The 16,984-nt window shown below is 35.9% G+C and carries 15 protein-coding genes and 1 pseudogene; 4 read left to right on the top strand and 12 right to left on the bottom strand.

Annotation, left to right across the window (positions count from 1 at the left end; translation table 11 throughout):
- Positions 1-627: 627 nt before the first annotated feature.
- From K9V48_RS19240 to dsdA, 4 genes are all read right to left on the bottom strand, one after another.
- Entirely contained in the window at positions 628-1,749 is a 1,122-nt protein-coding gene (locus K9V48_RS19240; RefSeq protein WP_224140783.1) for an RNA-guided endonuclease InsQ/TnpB family protein, read from the bottom strand.
- A 237-nt stretch (positions 1,750-1,986) separates the two neighbouring features.
- Positions 1,987-2,259, bottom strand: a complete 273-nt coding sequence (locus K9V48_RS19245) for a PHP domain-containing protein (RefSeq protein ID WP_224140784.1) — start codon at positions 2,257-2,259, stop codon at positions 1,987-1,989.
- A complete protein-coding gene (locus K9V48_RS29135) occupies positions 2,234-2,368 on the bottom strand; it encodes a hypothetical protein (protein WP_263432886.1) in 135 nt (44 codons plus the stop codon). The genes K9V48_RS19245 and K9V48_RS29135 overlap by 26 nt, the downstream gene beginning before the upstream one ends.
- A 520-nt stretch (positions 2,369-2,888) precedes the next feature.
- Positions 2,889-4,250, bottom strand: a complete 1,362-nt coding sequence (gene dsdA, locus K9V48_RS19250) for a D-serine ammonia-lyase (RefSeq protein ID WP_224140785.1) — start codon at positions 4,248-4,250, stop codon at positions 2,889-2,891.
- Between the two features lie 151 nt (positions 4,251-4,401).
- Here dsdA and K9V48_RS19255 point away from each other — a divergent pair.
- Positions 4,402-4,946 (top strand): annotated as a pseudogene (locus K9V48_RS19255) (cupin domain-containing protein).
- Between the two features lie 268 nt (positions 4,947-5,214).
- Here the strand turns inward: K9V48_RS19255 and K9V48_RS19260 are convergent.
- A complete protein-coding gene (locus tag K9V48_RS19260) occupies positions 5,215-5,859 on the bottom strand; it encodes a 2OG-Fe(II) oxygenase (RefSeq protein ID WP_224140786.1) in 645 nt (214 codons plus the stop codon).
- A 586-nt stretch (positions 5,860-6,445) separates the two neighbouring features.
- Between K9V48_RS19260 and K9V48_RS19265 the strand changes: the two genes are divergently transcribed.
- Positions 6,446-6,709, top strand: coding sequence for a zinc ribbon domain-containing protein (locus K9V48_RS19265; protein WP_224140787.1), 264 nt, complete (start codon positions 6,446-6,448; stop codon positions 6,707-6,709).
- Between the two features lie 196 nt (positions 6,710-6,905).
- Here the strand turns inward: K9V48_RS19265 and K9V48_RS19270 are convergent, their stop codons facing one another.
- The 6 genes from K9V48_RS19270 to glcT all read right to left on the bottom strand — a co-directional run bounded on the left by K9V48_RS19270 (position 6,906) and on the right by glcT (position 14,224).
- Positions 6,906-7,928, bottom strand: a complete 1,023-nt coding sequence (locus K9V48_RS19270; RefSeq protein ID WP_224140788.1) for an NADH:flavin oxidoreductase/NADH oxidase — start codon at positions 7,926-7,928, stop codon at positions 6,906-6,908.
- Positions 7,929-8,230: 302 nt separating this feature from the next.
- Positions 8,231-8,653 carry a MarR family winged helix-turn-helix transcriptional regulator gene (locus tag K9V48_RS19275; RefSeq protein WP_224140789.1) on the bottom strand — a complete coding sequence of 141 codons (423 nt, stop codon included), beginning with the start codon at positions 8,651-8,653 and terminating at the stop codon, positions 8,231-8,233.
- A 188-nt stretch (positions 8,654-8,841) separates the two neighbouring features.
- Positions 8,842-9,663, bottom strand: a complete 822-nt coding sequence (locus K9V48_RS19280; RefSeq protein ID WP_224140790.1) for an inositol monophosphatase family protein — start codon at positions 9,661-9,663, stop codon at positions 8,842-8,844.
- 161 nt (positions 9,664-9,824) lie between these two features.
- The gene (locus K9V48_RS19285; protein WP_224140797.1) at positions 9,825-10,475 is read right to left on the bottom strand and encodes an HAD family hydrolase; all 651 of its coding nucleotides are present in this window, start codon (positions 10,473-10,475) and stop codon (positions 9,825-9,827) included.
- 549 nt (positions 10,476-11,024) lie between these two features.
- Entirely contained in the window at positions 11,025-13,091 is a 2,067-nt protein-coding gene (gene ptsG, locus K9V48_RS19290; protein WP_224140791.1) for a glucose-specific PTS transporter subunit IIBC, read from the bottom strand.
- A 293-nt stretch (positions 13,092-13,384) separates the two neighbouring features.
- Positions 13,385-14,224, bottom strand: a complete 840-nt coding sequence (glcT, locus tag K9V48_RS19295; protein ID WP_224140792.1) for a glucose PTS transporter transcription antiterminator GlcT — start codon at positions 14,222-14,224, stop codon at positions 13,385-13,387.
- Positions 14,225-14,439: 215 nt separating this feature from the next.
- Between glcT and K9V48_RS19300 the strand changes: the two genes are divergently transcribed.
- Entirely contained in the window at positions 14,440-15,396 is a 957-nt protein-coding gene (locus K9V48_RS19300) for a hypothetical protein (RefSeq protein WP_224140793.1), read from the top strand.
- Positions 15,380-15,943, top strand: coding sequence for a hypothetical protein (locus K9V48_RS19305; RefSeq protein ID WP_224140794.1), 564 nt, complete (start codon positions 15,380-15,382; stop codon positions 15,941-15,943). The genes K9V48_RS19300 and K9V48_RS19305 overlap by 17 nt, the downstream gene beginning before the upstream one ends.
- A 271-nt stretch (positions 15,944-16,214) precedes the next feature.
- On the opposite strand, the gene K9V48_RS19310 is transcribed toward K9V48_RS19305, so the two are convergent.
- Positions 16,215-16,718: a DinB family protein gene (locus K9V48_RS19310; protein WP_224140795.1), complete on the bottom strand. Its 504-nt coding sequence runs from the start codon at positions 16,716-16,718 to the stop codon at positions 16,215-16,217.
- Positions 16,719-16,984 lie beyond the last annotated feature (266 nt).

The raw sequence follows: 16,984 nt of genomic DNA on the forward strand, positions 1-16,984 counted from the left end.
CTATTTTCCTGAGCTAATCAGGCAAATGGGTGCGTGAAGAAAAATATGTATAATCTAACCTTTCGTGATCCTAATATAAAAACAGCAGTCCTTGATTAAAGTGTTGTCAATATCACTCCACCTCTCAATTCTTATCATTTGTACTAAATATTAAAAAAATACAAAAAGAGTCTGTTACCAAAGGGCATAGTTATCCCTTGGTGACAGACTCCTCCATAAAGCTCCAATATTCTATATACAAAATAGGATACCATATTTTTAAGTTTTAAAAAAGGGGATAGTTTATTTTCCTTAATTAACCTGCCCTGTTCGTCGAAGAAATCCACTTTTTTAATCTTAAAAATAAATTATAGATAAAGAAAGGTGGAGTAAAATGTTGTTCATTCTTCAATTGAAAATAAGATTGCTAGACTTTTCAAACGCAAAATAATATCAAAATTGATCAAAACAGACTCTGACTACGTGAATGACCCTTCCTTATCAACCTTGCGGCCTGATTGAAGAAGGGGCTTCCTGATTCTTAGACCATTGCATAGTAGGAGCTCCCACTATGTCTTACACAATCTCCACAGGCGTAGATTATACTGTTTGGACACAACCCTGCCCTACAGTAGTCGATCGGTTCTGTTAGTTGGTCACAAGTAGTTGCTCTAATCCTTTTTGGAGGATATTCAAACTTGCATTATAATCCCGGTCCAATACCACCCCGCACTTTGTGCAAATATGTGTACGAATGGAAAGTGACTTTTTTACACGTTCACCACAAGAAGAACAGTCTTGTGAGGTGTAGTGTGGTTCTACTTTTACAAGTAACCCGCCACTTTTCTCACACTTATAAGAAAGCATTTGACGGAACATTCCCCACCCTGCATCAGAAATCGATTTGGACAACTTACGATTCCGAACCATATGACGAATGTTCAGATTTTCCACGCATACAACAGAATAGGTTCGAGATAAATTGTAGCTTAATTTGTGGAGGAAATCACGTCTTTGATTGCCAATCTTTTCGTGTAACTGACGGATTCGCATCACTTGTTTTCTATAATTGGAAGAACCGCGTTTCATTTTGGAAAGCTTACGTTGTGCTATTTTTAATTGTTTTTCCTTTTTTCGAAGGAATGTAGGATTTTCGAATTCTCTTCCATCAGATAGAACGGCATATTTATGTAGGCCAACATCTATTCCGATTGCGTTGTTTGGATCCATTTCAGATGGTACCCCTTGTCTTTCGACAGAGAAAATAGCGTACCATCTTTTGCCTTGGCGCTTCATAACGAGTTGCTTGATTGTTCCTTCTAATGGTCTGTGGAGGAGGAGATCGATTTCACCTAGCTTTGGCTTTGTATTGTACAGCTTACCGTTATCTGAAAAGGACATAGCCATTCGATTGCCTTTTGCATTGAACCCAAATTGAGGAAATGTCATACTCGTGTAATCTTTGTATTTTTTCTGTTTTGGATAGTTTTTATCCTTACGAAAGAAACTATCAAATGCTTTTTCTAGACGTAGAAAGACTTCCTGTAACGGTTGAGATGGTACTTCTTTTAGGAAGGGATAGTTCTTTTTATCCATTTTTAATTGTGTTTGCATATCTTTACGACGATAAGATTCTTTTGACTCACGATATTTACGTTGTTTATCCAAAAGAGCTGAATTATAGGTTTGACGACAATATTGTAGCCAGCGATCTAGCATTTCCTTCTGTTCTTCGTTTGGAAAGATTTCGTATTTTTGATTCAATAACATTGTCGTCACCACCCTTATATTCTATTCTCATTATAGAACATAAGTTCCCGACATACAACCCCTCAGGCTGTCACCTGACCAAAATTCATCCCCTCCCTACCGTTGGAACTATGCCCTTCACACGCTTGAGGAAGGGGATTTCTTTTGGGTGTTTGTTAAATCTAGCAAACAAATCTTTCAGACGATATAATACACCTTCACTCCCTTTTATCCATTGCACTCATGGCTTACCCTTTTTCAGACACATATATTCGCTTTACATTCGAGCAGCTTTTGGAATTCTCCTTGATTCGTCGTATATGAACCGATTGTTGATTGCGTATCACTATAAAAGCCATGGAAATCGGAACCGCCTGTTTGGATTAGTTGATAGGCTTCAGCTAGTTCCTTAGCTTTTTGTTCATCCTCAATCGTATGCAAAGGATGATGCACTTCAATTCCTTCTAACCCGATTTCAACCCATTCCTTGATGGCATCGAAATTGTCAAACTGGCCAGGATGAGTGTTCAAGGAGACGTTCCATTTTCATTAAATCTGTTTTCTCTACTTCTGTTGCAAGTTGACAAAGTAATTCAGAACTCCCCTCAACTAAGATTTTTGATAATCTCGCTTTTTTCATTGCTTTTCCCTCCAATCAAATTGTTACTTCCAATGTAACTTGCCACCAAGTTTCAATGGTTAAGGCAGTGTAAAAATATCTTAATTTTATGTAAATTAATTGTAAGGATTTTTTACTGCCCAAGCGGGTTGGCATTTTCTTAAATAAGGGGAAATGAAGTCTCTGCAATTCAAATAGGGTGGATGAAACGAACAAAAAAAGAGCGTGTTTTGAAAAGTTGAATCAAAATACGCTCTTAGTCTATTTAATTTGAAGTATTCCTTTCTAATGTGAGGGTAATGTGGCTTTGAAATGAAGTTATTTGTCATAAAGATTTGATCAAAAGTCCTGTATTGATATAGCGGATTTTTTGTTTCACAATCGGGCCAGATTGTGGAACAACACCTTCATAGAAAATTTGATATCTAAATTAAAGTTTAGAAGAGTTTGTGAGGGTTTGTACTTATACTAACGGGAGGTTAATTTAATAAGAAAAGAAATTTCAAATATAAAAACACGGGGTTAAACTCCCCGTGTTAAATTACTTCTGTTTCTCTAACGCTAATTTCAACCCTTTTTGGTAATATTGCGTCATCATTTCTTCAGGAACCATGCTTCCACCAGTCCCCCAAATAATATGTGTACCCTTACTCATCTTTTCCGTTAAACTATGCTTCTGTAAATAATCGATGCCCTCTTTACATAATTTACTTGGTCCTATCATGCCTGCTAGTGCAGAAGGTTCTAAATGGATCCCCTCTGTATCGACTAGTTCTTTTAGCAACTTATACAACTGTTCATCGCTAACCGTATAATTACCACTTAAAAAAGGTTCCATAGTTTTACCCACAAACCCAGATGGCTTTCCTACAGCAAGTCCATCCGCGTCTGTTACATTATCGATACCAACATCTTGTACAGAAACTTTATCATGAAGTCCAGTCATTAAACCAAGTAACATACATGGTGAGTGAGTAGGTTCTGCAAAGAAACAGTGAATATGGTCTTGATACAATAATTTCAAACCAAAAGCAACTCCTCCAGGACCACCCCCTACTCCACATGGAAGGTAAACAAACAAAGGATGATTTTCATCTATTATTATCTCTAGCTCCTCTAATTGTTTCTTCAATCGAGATGCAGCCACTGCATACCCTAAAAATAGGTCGTGGGAATTTTCATCATCCACAAAATAACATGTTGGATCACTATCTGCTTGGATTCGACCTTCCTCTACAGCTTTACTATAATCAGCTTCATATTCAATAACTTTGACATTTTTACTTCTAAGCAAGTCTTTTTTCCACTGTTTTGCATCAGCTGACATATGAACAGAAACATTAAAACCTAACTTTGCACTGATGATGCCAATACTAAGTCCTAAATTTCCAGTCGAGCCTACTGCGATTGAATATTGTGAGAAGAAGGTTCGAAATCTATCACTATCTAAAATCGAATAATCATCTTGAATCGTTAACAATTGATGTTGAAAAGCTAGTTCTTCTGCATGTTTGAGAATTTCATAAATCCCGCCTCTTGCTTTAATAGATCCTGATATAGGAAGGTGACTATCACATTTTAGTAATAATTCTCCTAATATAGGTTGCTGATAATCCTGTTCTAAGGATCGTTTCATGGCAGGAACTCTCACTAAAGGAGATTCTATGATACCATTCGTTCCTTTTGTTTCAGGGAAAACCTTAGCGATATATGGAGCAAAACGTTTCAACCTTTCCTCTGCATCTCTTACATCTTCTTGAGTAAGGGGGGATTTTTTAATTCCCGTTTGAAATTTTTCGACATTTGGATTGAACCAAAATACTTCGTCCATCGAAATGAGCTTGTTTAGTAAAGGATATTGGTCTTTCCATGTTTCTATTTCTTTGCTTTCAATCTCTTTCATTTGTTTGATCCTCCTAATTTTCTTGTAACGAGTTGCATTATAAATTATAATTTAACAAATTTTAATACAGTTTAACACACGATTACCTCTATGTTAATTTATATTTACTTTATTTAAATTAAATTTAACAATTTGTTAAGGAGTATCGATTATGGAAAATATAGATATTGGTAAGAAAGTTGAAAATATAGAAAAGCTAAAGGATTGAGTAGTAGAGAGTTAGCAAAATCAGCTGAAATTACACCTTCAATGTTAAGCCAAATTGAACGTGGTTTGGCGAATCCTTCTATTCAAATCCTAAAGGTCTTAGCTAAAACCCGAAATGTTCTAACTTTTAGTTTGTTACTTGAAGAAACAATTACGGAGGATTTAATCGTTAGGTCTAGTAAACGTAAGAAAATGATCAGTGATAATTTGTTTTATGAGTTATTGTCACCTAATTTTACGGGTAATTTAGCAACAGCGACTATGAAAATTCCTTCGAATACTTCTTCGTCAGAAAATCTTCTAGAACATAGAGGAGAGGACGTAGCATTTATTTTGGAAGGAAAAATTAAGGTGTATTTAGGTGAAGAAGAATATCTATTAGAAGCTGGTGATAGTGTGAAAATACCAGCAAATTTGAAACATAAATGGGAAAATAACTTTAGTCAAAATGCAGTCGTATTATTTTCAGTTACCCCACCTGCGTTTTAATGTAATGTTCTTCCACAAAACGGGCGCTTTAATGAAATAAGGTCACAAAAATGATCAAACTTTTTTATAAACCCGAAACTTAAAACGGTAAATAAAAAGAATCCATTTTGATCAATCTTTTTTCAAAATAGATTCTTTTTATTTACCGTAAAATACGGGTTTTTGAGATGTTTTTGATCAAACTTTATTTCAAGGCAATTTTAATTCTTACAATGATTTTGAAAGGATTTGTCCGTCTTGGAAAGAAAGAATTCAGGTGAAAAGTATACTATTTTTGTCTTCTCATCCATTGTGTTGCAACCCATTTTTCTCCAGTTATAACTGGCGCTCCACCATGTAATGTTAGTTCGTTTATGTTTTTATCGTCATAGAAATATTCGAAATACACGGCCATTCCTTTTTTTGGGGATACTGAAAAATTTAGTTTAGGAAAAAAAGTTTCTCCCCCATGCTCCACATCATTTAAGTACATGACGATTGTGCTAATTCTATTATTTTTTGTTGCTTTACTTGAAGATGTAAAAAAATCAAAATGAGCTTTATACTCTTGACCAGGAGTATATTTAAGAATTTGAATACCTTCCCCATGTTCAATGGGTATACTCATAATAGATGCTATTCTTTTTTCAATTTTAATAATGATGTCATTTTCATTTTCTTGAAAATACATACTACTACTTGTTCTTATCTCATTTACTTCGTGTGTAACTCCAATTTTTGAACGATGCATTTTGTCTTTTGATAATCTAATTAGTTCGTCACATTCTTCGATACTCAAAACATTTCCTAAAATGACTATTAGTGGTTCCTCTAATCTAGCAATGATATCAATTTCTCTATCTTCTGTTTTGATTTGATTTCCAATGTGATTAAAAATAGTTTGTTCTTTACTAATTGATTTTTCCCTATCCATTGTCAACTTTCATCGTCCTCTTAAAAAAATTATTTTTGGGAATATTTAATTTATTTCGCTTATATAAGCTGTTATCTAAGATAATTATATCATGAATCTTTATTTCTTATTCAGCTAGACTAGCAAAAAGAAACTGGTGTGTCATTCCATTAAATGGCGCGTTTATTTAGGAATGCTCCTCCTTTCATGTATTGAACCAGTTGAATTTGATAAACACTCAATCAAATATCATACAATCTAAATATACTTCATCCCCTTAATTACTTTTCAAAAGGATGGTGTCATTATGAAAGATTTTCACTCTAGCTTTCTCCTGATTTCTAGTTGTCTCATATTTGCTATAAGTGCATACCTATTATTTTAGGAAATATTAATGCCTCTATGGGCTTTTATTCCGTTTTGTTTAGTCTTAAGTACTGGCTTGCTTTGTTTTAATTATTCAAAAAAACTTGATAGTCGACGAAAAACTGAGTGATTTTTAATTAAAGGCTTGAGAAGTGAGCGGATAAATCCTGTTAATGCGAGATAAATCGATCTTAATTGATATAATCTAAGAGATAAGTTGGAAGAAAGTGAGGTATATCCCATGAAAGCCTATAAAAATTGTCAAAGCTTCGGGATGCCATTATCGAAAGATGAAAATGGTGGTGGAATTGAAAAAGATGGTACAAGAAGTATAATGTATTGTAGCCATTGCTATGAAAATGGAGAATTCACATTACCTGATCTAACCGTCGATCAAATGAAACAACGAGTGAAAGAAAAAATTGTAGAATTCGGCATGCCTGCATTTATCGCAGTTTTTTTCACACGAAGCATACCTAAGCTTGAACGCTGGAAAAAACAATAAAAGCCATTTATCCGCTATCTCGTCTTGAAGATGGGAGTCTTCTGGCTAGAAAAGATAATATTTTTAGAGAAGAATTTGATAAATAAGTGAACAGTTCGAAATAATATTCGATATAAGTGTAGCTAAAATAGCTGTTGTAAGAGTGGGGTCTCCAAGAAACTTTCCCCACTCATTTGGTCCTTTGTTCGAGATTTAATTAGAATCCTGTTACGTATTGTGTCGGCACTTTTGTTTCTTTTCTCAATTGCTTGGCAGCCTCCAATGTCCAATAAGGGTTTCTCAGCAAGCCTCTTCCAACAGCAATAAGATCTGCTTCTTCGTTCCCGATGATTGCATTGGCTAGCATTGGATCATCCAGTCTACCGACAGCCATGACCGGAACCTGAAGCGCTTCTTTGATCTGTCTAGCTAACGGCGCTTGGTAAGCAGCATGTGTTCCTGGTCTCCCCCAAGCTGCGATTTGACCTTCTCCACCAGAAGAGATGTCAAACATATCCACTCCAGCTTCCTGATAAACTCGACAGAACTCAATACTTTCGTTTATTCCATATCCACCTTCTACATATTCCTTTGCAGAGATACGCATCATTAGTGGCATATCGGCAGGTATTTCCGCTTTAGCTGCTTGAATGATTTCACGACCAAACTTGGTTAGATCCTGTCCATATTCATCTTCCCTTTTATTTGTAAGTGGGGAATGGAATTGATGGATTAGGTAACCATGGGCTCCATGGATTTCAATCGCATCAACTCCAGCCTCAACCGCGCGTCTTACTGCTTTACGGAACTTCTCGACCATCTCTTTTACTTCATCTGTTGAAAGCGCTCTTGGTGTTTTTGACTTCTCGTCGAACGGTATTGCAGAAGGAGCTACTGGCACAACTGCATCTTCTGCTTTACGACCAGCATGTGCAATCTGAATACCAACCTTAGCTCCATAACGATGACAAGCTTCCACTATCCTCGCCAAGGCAGGCACTTGATCGTCAGACCATAAACCCAAATCATAATCCGAAATTCTTCCATCAGGCTCTACATCCGTCATTTCAATCATGATAAAACCTGTTCCACCAATTGCTCGGCTTACATAGTGCAGATAATGCCAGTCATTGGCTATTCCATCTTTCTTTTCTACGGAATATTGACACATTGGGGACATAACAACCCGGTTTTTCAACTCTAATTCCTTTATTTTGAATAGACTAAATAAATCTTGCATTGCAAAAACTCCCTTCGTTTAAATTATATGCATTACACATGCATATAATTTAACGCTATATATTCTCCTTGTCAAATCAAAGTGCTCAACGAACAAAAACGCAAGCGCCTTGATTAGCCTCGGGCAAATAAGACGCTTTTGAATAGAAGGGTACTTGCCTTCAATCCAAAAGCGTCTGTAGACCCAAGAGGGGCTAGGTGCTGGAACTGGATGTCGTACGCTTATCCACAGTACAAGAATTTTATGAATTCCTAAGCACCTAAAAAGTGCTCCTTTTGAGCACTTCGACAGAACATGGTATTTTATAGCTTTTCTAATAATTGTTTTAGTATTTCTTCAACATCAATATCAGAGAGGTGTAATCTTAGTATTTCACGGAAAGAGACTAGACTTTTTTGCAACTTCTGCTCACCTATGTTTGTTATTCGAGTATAGGTACCTCTACGGTCATCTGTACAAACATGTTTTTCTAAAGCACCGCAGCTCTTCGCTTCCATATTACCTACTAATCTGGAAAGTGCACTCTGACTCAATCCGATCTTCTCTTGCAATTGCTGTAATCTCAGTTTCTTGTCAGGCGTCTTGGAAAGATAATAAAGCACGTAGAATTCTTTTAGGGATAAACTGTACTCGGCCTGCAGCACGTTTTCCAATTCTTTCTTTACTTTATTTTGTATAGAGTCTATGGATAACCAGTAATCCATAAAATCATGATTCGTAGTCATGATATATTCCACCTATTCTAAATCAAATAATTCTATGCTTAAAACTTAATTATAGAGTAATCAACCTGTTTACTCAATTCAAATTATATGTATGCAACAAGCATATAATTTCAATCCAACTATTATGCTTGTCATAATTTAGAATAGGAGTTACTCACTTATAATTTGGATTCAGGTTTTACATGATGCTATTCTATCGATCTTAGCGGATAATGACTTAAACAATTCAGAATCGTTGGATGGACTTTCACATTGCTGGCAACGATGTTTTGATTAGGAAGTTGGTACGTCTCTCCTTCTGTACTAGTCACCATCCCCCCTGCTTCCTTGACCAGCAATACGCCTGCTGCCACGTCCCATACACTTAAACCGTATTCCCAGAAGGCGCCGAGTTTACCGCAAGCTACGTATGCCAAATGTAGGGCAGCTGAGCCTAATACTCGTATCGTTCTGAATTCTTTCCCAATTTGCTCCATACTGGCGATGTTAATTTCACGAAATTCTGATGTGGATACAAAGCCGGTGGCGATAATACAATCAACAGCTCTCTCAACTGTTGAGATTGAAATTGGATCGCCGTTGCAATAGCTACCCTTGCCTCGCTCTGCCCAAAACAATTCATCTCGACAAGGATCATAGATAACGCCGAGCACAAGCTCTCCATGACAAGCCAGTGCAATTGAAACAGTAAAGCCAGGAATACCATGGATAAAATTCGCCGTCCCATCAATCGGATCAACAATCCACAAATAAGGAATATTACGGGCGTCTTCCAATGTCTTGCCAATCGGTTGTGTGGAAACATAGGTCTCTTCTTCTCCTAGAAAAGAGTGAGTAGGGTACGATTCCAAAATACAAGAACGAATCATTCGCTCCGACCGCTTATCAATCTCTGTCACTACGTCGAAGTTGGAGCTTTTTTTCTCAGTGGCCATTTCCTTGCTGACCTGGGATAAAATCATCTTTCCGGCCTGCTTAGCAGCTTTGCATGCTGTCTCCAAAAAACTCATTATCATTACCTTCCCTTCTCTTTTAAAACCCCGTAAAAATGGTTCTTCAGTTATTTTACTAAAGCTACTTGTTGAATACTGTTCCATTCTAATTGGACTGATTTAATATGAAAACCCCACCATTATCATCTAAAAATAAGGTGGAGTTATTTTCGAACATCTTATTGCTCAATAAATTTAATAACATCGGTCAAGCTTTTTTCCGCCATAGATTGAAGTCGTAAATGATGATTTTCAAAGGCTAAAGCTTCAGTCACGGGATTTGGTACGATTACACACTTTAATCCAGCTTTTAAAGCCGATTGAAGCCCATTTAACGAATCTTCAAATGCTACAGCTTCTGTGGCATGAATGTTTAAGACTTCGATTGCCTTTAAATACAGATCAGGCGCTGGTTTTACTTTCTCAACATCATCTCCTGTAATAATAACTTCAAAATAGTTTAACAGTCCGAGTTCACCCAAATACTGAGTAACCCACTCTTTTGTAGAACTTGAAGCAAGGGCAATTTTATATCCGAGTTTTTTTGCTTCTTCTAAATAATCCTTTACACCTTCACGTGCCTCGAATGTTTTCATCTTTACTTTATGTAAGCTTGTTGCTCTCGCTTCAATTTCTTCAATATTACAACTTTCCCCCAGTTGTTCTTTAAAAAACTCATAAAGCTCAGTATTATCTGTTCCAATACATTTAACAAAACGTTCGAGAGGCAAATCAGATTTATAAAAATCCATAGCTTCTTTATAAGCCTCATACCAAGCCGTCTCTGTATCTAAAATTAAACCATCAAAGTCGAAAATAACAGCTTTAATCAAAATGCCTTCCTCCTTTTTACATATTAAAAGGTAACTCTTTTCCCTGAAATACACATTAATCGAATAGATAATATTTCCCAGTAATCCCTATTCTTAACTAAACGTACAACAATGAATGTACTGTTTCAATACCCTTTTCAATTAAATTGTCCTATTCTTTGAATAACTTAGAGCTTCAATTCACGGTTTAATCATTTCTTCTCTTATTCAAGATAAAGATAACCCCTTAATGACTTAACAGAACTAGTGTTTTTAAATATTTATATAGTACAAGTGACGATTTTTTTGTACTTAAACAACTTTATCGTCACTTAACAGCTACTATTTTTTGACGTGTTTCTTTTATGCTTGTTTGGGCTAATCAAGACGATTATGCTTTTGTTCTAATATCAAAGTTTATAAGTTTAGGCTTCGAGAGTTGTCCAGCGCAAGGCGCCATCGGCTCAAGGTCACAAGATGAGCCGACCAAAAGGTTAAAGAACAACCTTTCCAGTCGGCTCATCTTGTGCTTGTCGCCGATAGGCGGGCGCCTTGCACTTTTCTTATTTAATCTTGAATCGAAATAATATTCTCATCTTTCGCAGTTACAATGCCTTTTGCCTCAAGCTTTACAGATTGTCCTTCTTTCAGGTTTGTGAAAACAATTGGTGTCATAACTGTAGGTGCGTTTTGCTTAACATAATCAATGTTAACTTCAAGCAATTTTTGCCCCTGCTTTACGATATCTCCTTCTTGAACAAATATCTCGAAGCCTTCACCTTTAAGCTTTACAGTATCTATTCCAAAGTGGATTAATATTTCTTTTCCACCGTCAGATTCAAGCCCAATTGCATGCTTTGTCGGGAAGACGTTGAGTATTTTCCCGTTAACTGGTGAAACAACAGTACCATTAGTAGGTAAGATCGCAAAACCATCACCCATCATTTTCCCTGAAAATACTTGGTCTGGAACTTCTGTTATTTCTGTTATTTCACCTGTTAAAGGTGCAACAAATGTTTCTTCCACTACCTCATTCTTTATTACACCCGCTACGACATCCTCAATTTGCTCTTGTACTTCTTTTGTTTGAGAATGCACTTTCGTTACTTTCGGCTTTTTACCTGACATCACATCTTGAATTTGCGACTTCAAATTATCTGATTTAGGTCCAAAAATTGCTTGAATATTGTTACCAACTTCTAATACACCCGAAGCACCAAGCTTTTTCAACTCATTTTTATCAACATCTTTAATATCTGCAACAGATACACGAAGCCGTGTGATACACGCATCTAAATGTGTAATATTTTCTTGTCCACCTAGAGCATCAAGAACTTTATAAGGGAGTTCACCTGCGTTTTGAGATCCAGATTCTTCGGTGTTAATTGCATCATCTTCTTCTCGTCCTGGGGTCATCAAATTAAATTTGCGAATCATGAAGCGGAATAAGAAGTAATAAATGATAGCAAAGATTAAACCTAATATAATTGTAATCCACCAAGGTTCTTGTCCAGGCAATACACCAAAAAGAACAAAGTCAATTGCACCACCGGAGAAAGTATACCCGATATTAACACTGAAGTATGCCATTAATACAAACGCCAAACCGTCTAGTATGGCATGTATCAAGAAAAGAACAGGTGATACAAACATAAATGAAAATTCTAGTGGTTCTGTGATCCCTGTTAAGAAAGAGGTTAAAGCTGCTGATCCTAGTAACCCCGCTACAAGCTTTTTCTTTTCAGGTCTTGCCGCATGATACATCGCTAATGCTGCTGCTGGTAAACCAAACATCATAATCGGAAATTCACCTGCCATAAAGTTACCAGCCGTAATCTCTACACCATCTTTTAGCTGTGCAAAGAAGATGGTCATATCACCACGCACGAGTGAACCAGCAGTTGTCGTATAGGAACCGAATTCATACCAGAACGGTGCATGGAAAATATGATGTAGTCCAAATGGTATTAGCAATCTTTTTATAAAACCAAAAAAGAATACGGCAAAATAGGAACCTTCTTCAATTAACCACAGAGAAGCAGTATTCATCCCCTCTTGGATAGGTGGCCAGATTATTAACAACAATAATCCTGTTACAAATGCTACTGCTGCTGTAACAATTGGTACGAAACGTTTTCCTGCAAAGAATCCTAGAAATGCTGGCATTTCAATCGCATGAAATCGCTTATAGCAAAGAGCGGCAATTAAACCGACGATGATTCCGCCAAAAACTCCTGTTTGTAATGTAGGAATTCCTAAAATACTAGCAAACCCCGGATTATCAGCAGTAAGCTGATCGACAGTAATCCCACTCCACGAACTCATTACCTGATTTAATACTAAATACCCAACTAGTGCTGCAAGTGCTGCTGCACCATCACCAGCTAAACCAATAGCAACCCCCATTGCGAAAATCAGTGGTAAGTTACTAAATATAATATTACCTGCATCCTCCATAACACTGGCGCCTAATTGAATTCCTCCAGCTTCCAAGAAGGGAAGATACTGTAGTAATGTTTCTTGTTGCATCGCATTACCTAAACCTAGCAATATACCCGCTGCTGGTAATAGAGCAACAGGTAGCATTAATGCTTTACCAACTTGCTGTAATACTCCAAATAGTTTCTTAAACATATTCTAACCTCCATATTTTCATTTAAAATTAAAACAACAAGCAAAAAAGATGAAAGAACAAAAGCGCTGGAGCTGGATGTCGTACGCTTATCCACAGTACATGAATTTTATAATTTCCTAAACGAAAACAATATAGTACTTTTACGAAGATTTCGAAAAACATAAAAAAGGCATGGTGAACGATGGATTTCTAACTATTCATAGGTATACTTCCCTAAAATAGTTAAAATGACACATCTTGTTCACTCATGCCTGATCGAATCAGTAACACGTGAAAATAATAACGGTTACATTTATTTATCTGTTAATCGAAATAAGTGCATTGTTAAATAAACAGCTTCTGCTTCATCAACATCTTTTTTCAATGCTTGCTGCATTACTTTAATCATCTTCCAAGAAGTATTGTAGCATAAAGGATATTCCATTTTCAATAATAAAGCTAATTTTTCTGGTTCTTGAACAGATTCGCCAGAATGAACCCGTTCAATTGTGAAGCGCAGATGACGAATTAGCCTCAAATAATTAACACTTTCACGGTCAATCTTTATGTTAAATGACATTTCAATTACCTCGGTTAATCGACTAATCAGTTGGGAATGTTGATTGACTTCCGATAGTGGTTTATTTGTGATAGAACTATGAATATGCAAAGCAATAAAACCTATTTCTCCCTCTGGTAAATATACTTTTAACCTTCGATTTAGATTATCTATGACTTCTGCAGCCAACTGAAATTCAAAAGGATAAAGTGATTTCGTATCAATTAAAAATGGATTTTTCAATTCCATTCCTTGTTGCAATCGCTTTAATGCAAATGTTATATGATCGGTTAATCCGATATGAATATGTTCATTTAACGGCGTATGGACACGCTCAGCTATATAATGAATCGCATCCTGAATAACATCAAGCATGTCTTCATCAGTATCCTTTAACAGCTTTTTGTATTGCTCCTGTTCCTTTTTATTGGTTAGCACAAATAATTTTTCAAAACTATCTTCTAGGATAGCGTCACCAGGCTTTTTCCCAAACCCTATCCCCTTTCCGATTAAGACAACCTCACCAAATGATTTATTCAATGCTATTAATACATTGTTATTTAATGCTTTCTTTATTTCAAAGGACTCCCTCACGAAATCCACATCTCCTTTTTCCTTCACTTCTAAATATCGTACAAGAGTTACTTATAATCGTCAACGATTATAAGCTATCCTTACTTTGGCAGGGTGCGTTTTAGTGACTCTTCGTAATGTGAATACTATGAGAACTCCTGCTGTAGAAGCAATCCTCGTTTCTACTTATGATAGAATGAAATAACCAAATAAAGGAAGTGTTAGGGGGAAGCTTCTTGAAAGAAAAAATACTATGGGTTGGTCTTATATTTGTCATGATTAGTTGGGTTGGCAACTATTTGTATTTTCAATCTAAACAGCTTGAACACCCGATCTTTTTAGACCACTACTATGAAGTCTATCTTCCAGATGAGACATATCTAACATTCTATTATTTAAGCAATAAAATGGATCATTCTGAGGTTAGCTATTTATTAATTGATGGGGTTGAAGTATATCCAGTTTCACATGATGAATTCTCAATATGGCCATCAAATGCACCACAGTTTGAGCAAGAGTTTGCTCATCAATACTTAAAATCAATCAGTCTGGAACTGCCACAATCAGTTATACCCCTTGAAGAGGGAAAAGAAGATATATGGTCCTTCGAAGAGGTAAGTGTGACCTTCTCAAATGGTCAAACATTTACTTCAAATATTGGCAAAGTGAATGTGTATAGAAAGCTACTAGATGACAAAGCTTTTGAATCACGTATTAGCTCGGGCAGTAATCAGCATCGTAGTGAGGAAGCAATGGTTGTAACAAGGCCCATCACAGTAGAGGCTATTACACTTCCCTTTTCCAAAGATTTATCTGAAGATGTGTTTGTGAAGGTAAATCTTGATCAGGAAAAGTTAAAAGAATTAAATGCTATCTATCAGGGAGGTAATGCTCCTGATTGGTTTGAGGATGAACAGAATTTAGAGTGGAATGAAGTAGAGGGAATGTCGATTATTGAGGAAGTCTTTCCTTTTCAATTGAATAAGAATGACTGGATGCAACTCTCTATGCAATTCAATCCGCATCGAAAAAGCTTTTTGGAATTTGGTGTGACGATTTTAGGTAAATCAGATGAAGAAGAACCATTTATACATAAATCTTTCATCATTGATCACCCCTACCTCACTCAACAGGATATTAATGAAATAATTGAGGATAAACAAGGAGGTAGAGCTAATGAACCAAGCTTTTAACAGGATTTTTTGGGGTTACTTATTCGTCTTGATTGAAATTCATATCATTGTGATTGATATACTCGCTGATCCAGTCGGATATTATCTCATTTTTTCAGGAATAACCATGTTACTCAAGAACTTCCCGATTGCTCATAAAGCTAGGAAACTTTCCTTTGCTCTTATTTTCATTTCTATACCTAGCGTCTTCATTCAGCAAAATGCGGGAATAAATCAGCTAGAACAACTATCGTTTTTATCTGGTTGGTCCTTGTATATGATTGTTTTGGATTTAGTAAAATTAATACTTGTATTCTATATCTTTCAGCTAATAATGACTATTGTTCATAAACATGCTGATGATGGATTAATCAGACGTTCATCAAGGACATTTTCTATCTATATAATTGTTAAGCTTATTGCCACAATAGCAAATCCCTTTGCGATCAATCTTTCTGGAGATGGATTATTATGGATAGTACTGATCACCATAATCATCAGTTTTATTATGGAAATTGTCTTTCTTATACTATTGTGGTCTCTTCGAAAAGTACATCATGAATCTTAATTGACAGAAAACATAAGAACCTGAAAGTAAGCAAAAAGGATCGCCAGTTTGCATTTGCTTACTTTCCAGTTAAGGAACTAGCCTAGACATATCTTGATCATTTGGTTCATTTCTAAATGCTTCAACTTCATCCTTACCTGCTTCCCATTTTACCTTGTATCCCTGCCATAAGTTTTATCAGTTTCTCTTTTCAAGTCTTACACCATGTTACTTTAACTAATAACATTTCACAAAGTAAAAATCTCCGTTCCTAACCATAAGTCTAGTGTCTCTAATCTATAAATAATTTTATCTCTTTTATTTGTTCTATGTGTCGCTGTTCATGCAAATAAATTAGTTCAATCCATTGATCAAGAGGTAATTCACCAAAGGCAGGATGATTCACTGATTTTTCCGTCAATATAGATGTATCTTCTATAGTACTTAGAAACGTCATCAATTTTTTTCTCGAATCGCTTAACAAGTCAATTATTTGCTGAACTTCAAATGGTTCTCCATCTGGCTCAACGATTTTTGGAGCTTGAATCTTTTTCGTTCGATCCAATATAAGCTGAACCTTTTTCCGTTCCTTTTGAGAACGATCAATCTCCTTTAGCCCCCATGCAATTGCCTTTATAGATGCCTTTTCCACTAAAACTAAGTGATGACAAACTTGTGCTATACTCCACTTATTCATACTAGGCTGATTGTTAAATTGAGCATAACTTAATGAAGCAATCTCCTCTATTAGGTTATTTCTCGTTTCATACAGATTGTCATTTACAAATTTACTCATGAATTTGCTCCTTTCACCAGAAAGTGAGTGCTTAGATTCCTATTCTGTATATATTCTCCATGATGAAAAGTATTCTCTTAGTTTTAGCATTACATCAAGGCAGCAAAGAATAGAAAAATTATATATAATTTTTCTATTCTTTCACTTTGTTGAAAAAAGATTATGTCAATGAAAATGCCACAAATTTTTTGTGGCATTTTCATGATTATCATTTGTTTTATCAAACAGATTCTTCTATAATTTCATATGTTAGGTGTAGACCAATT

This window comes from Metabacillus rhizolycopersici, assembly GCF_020075705.1.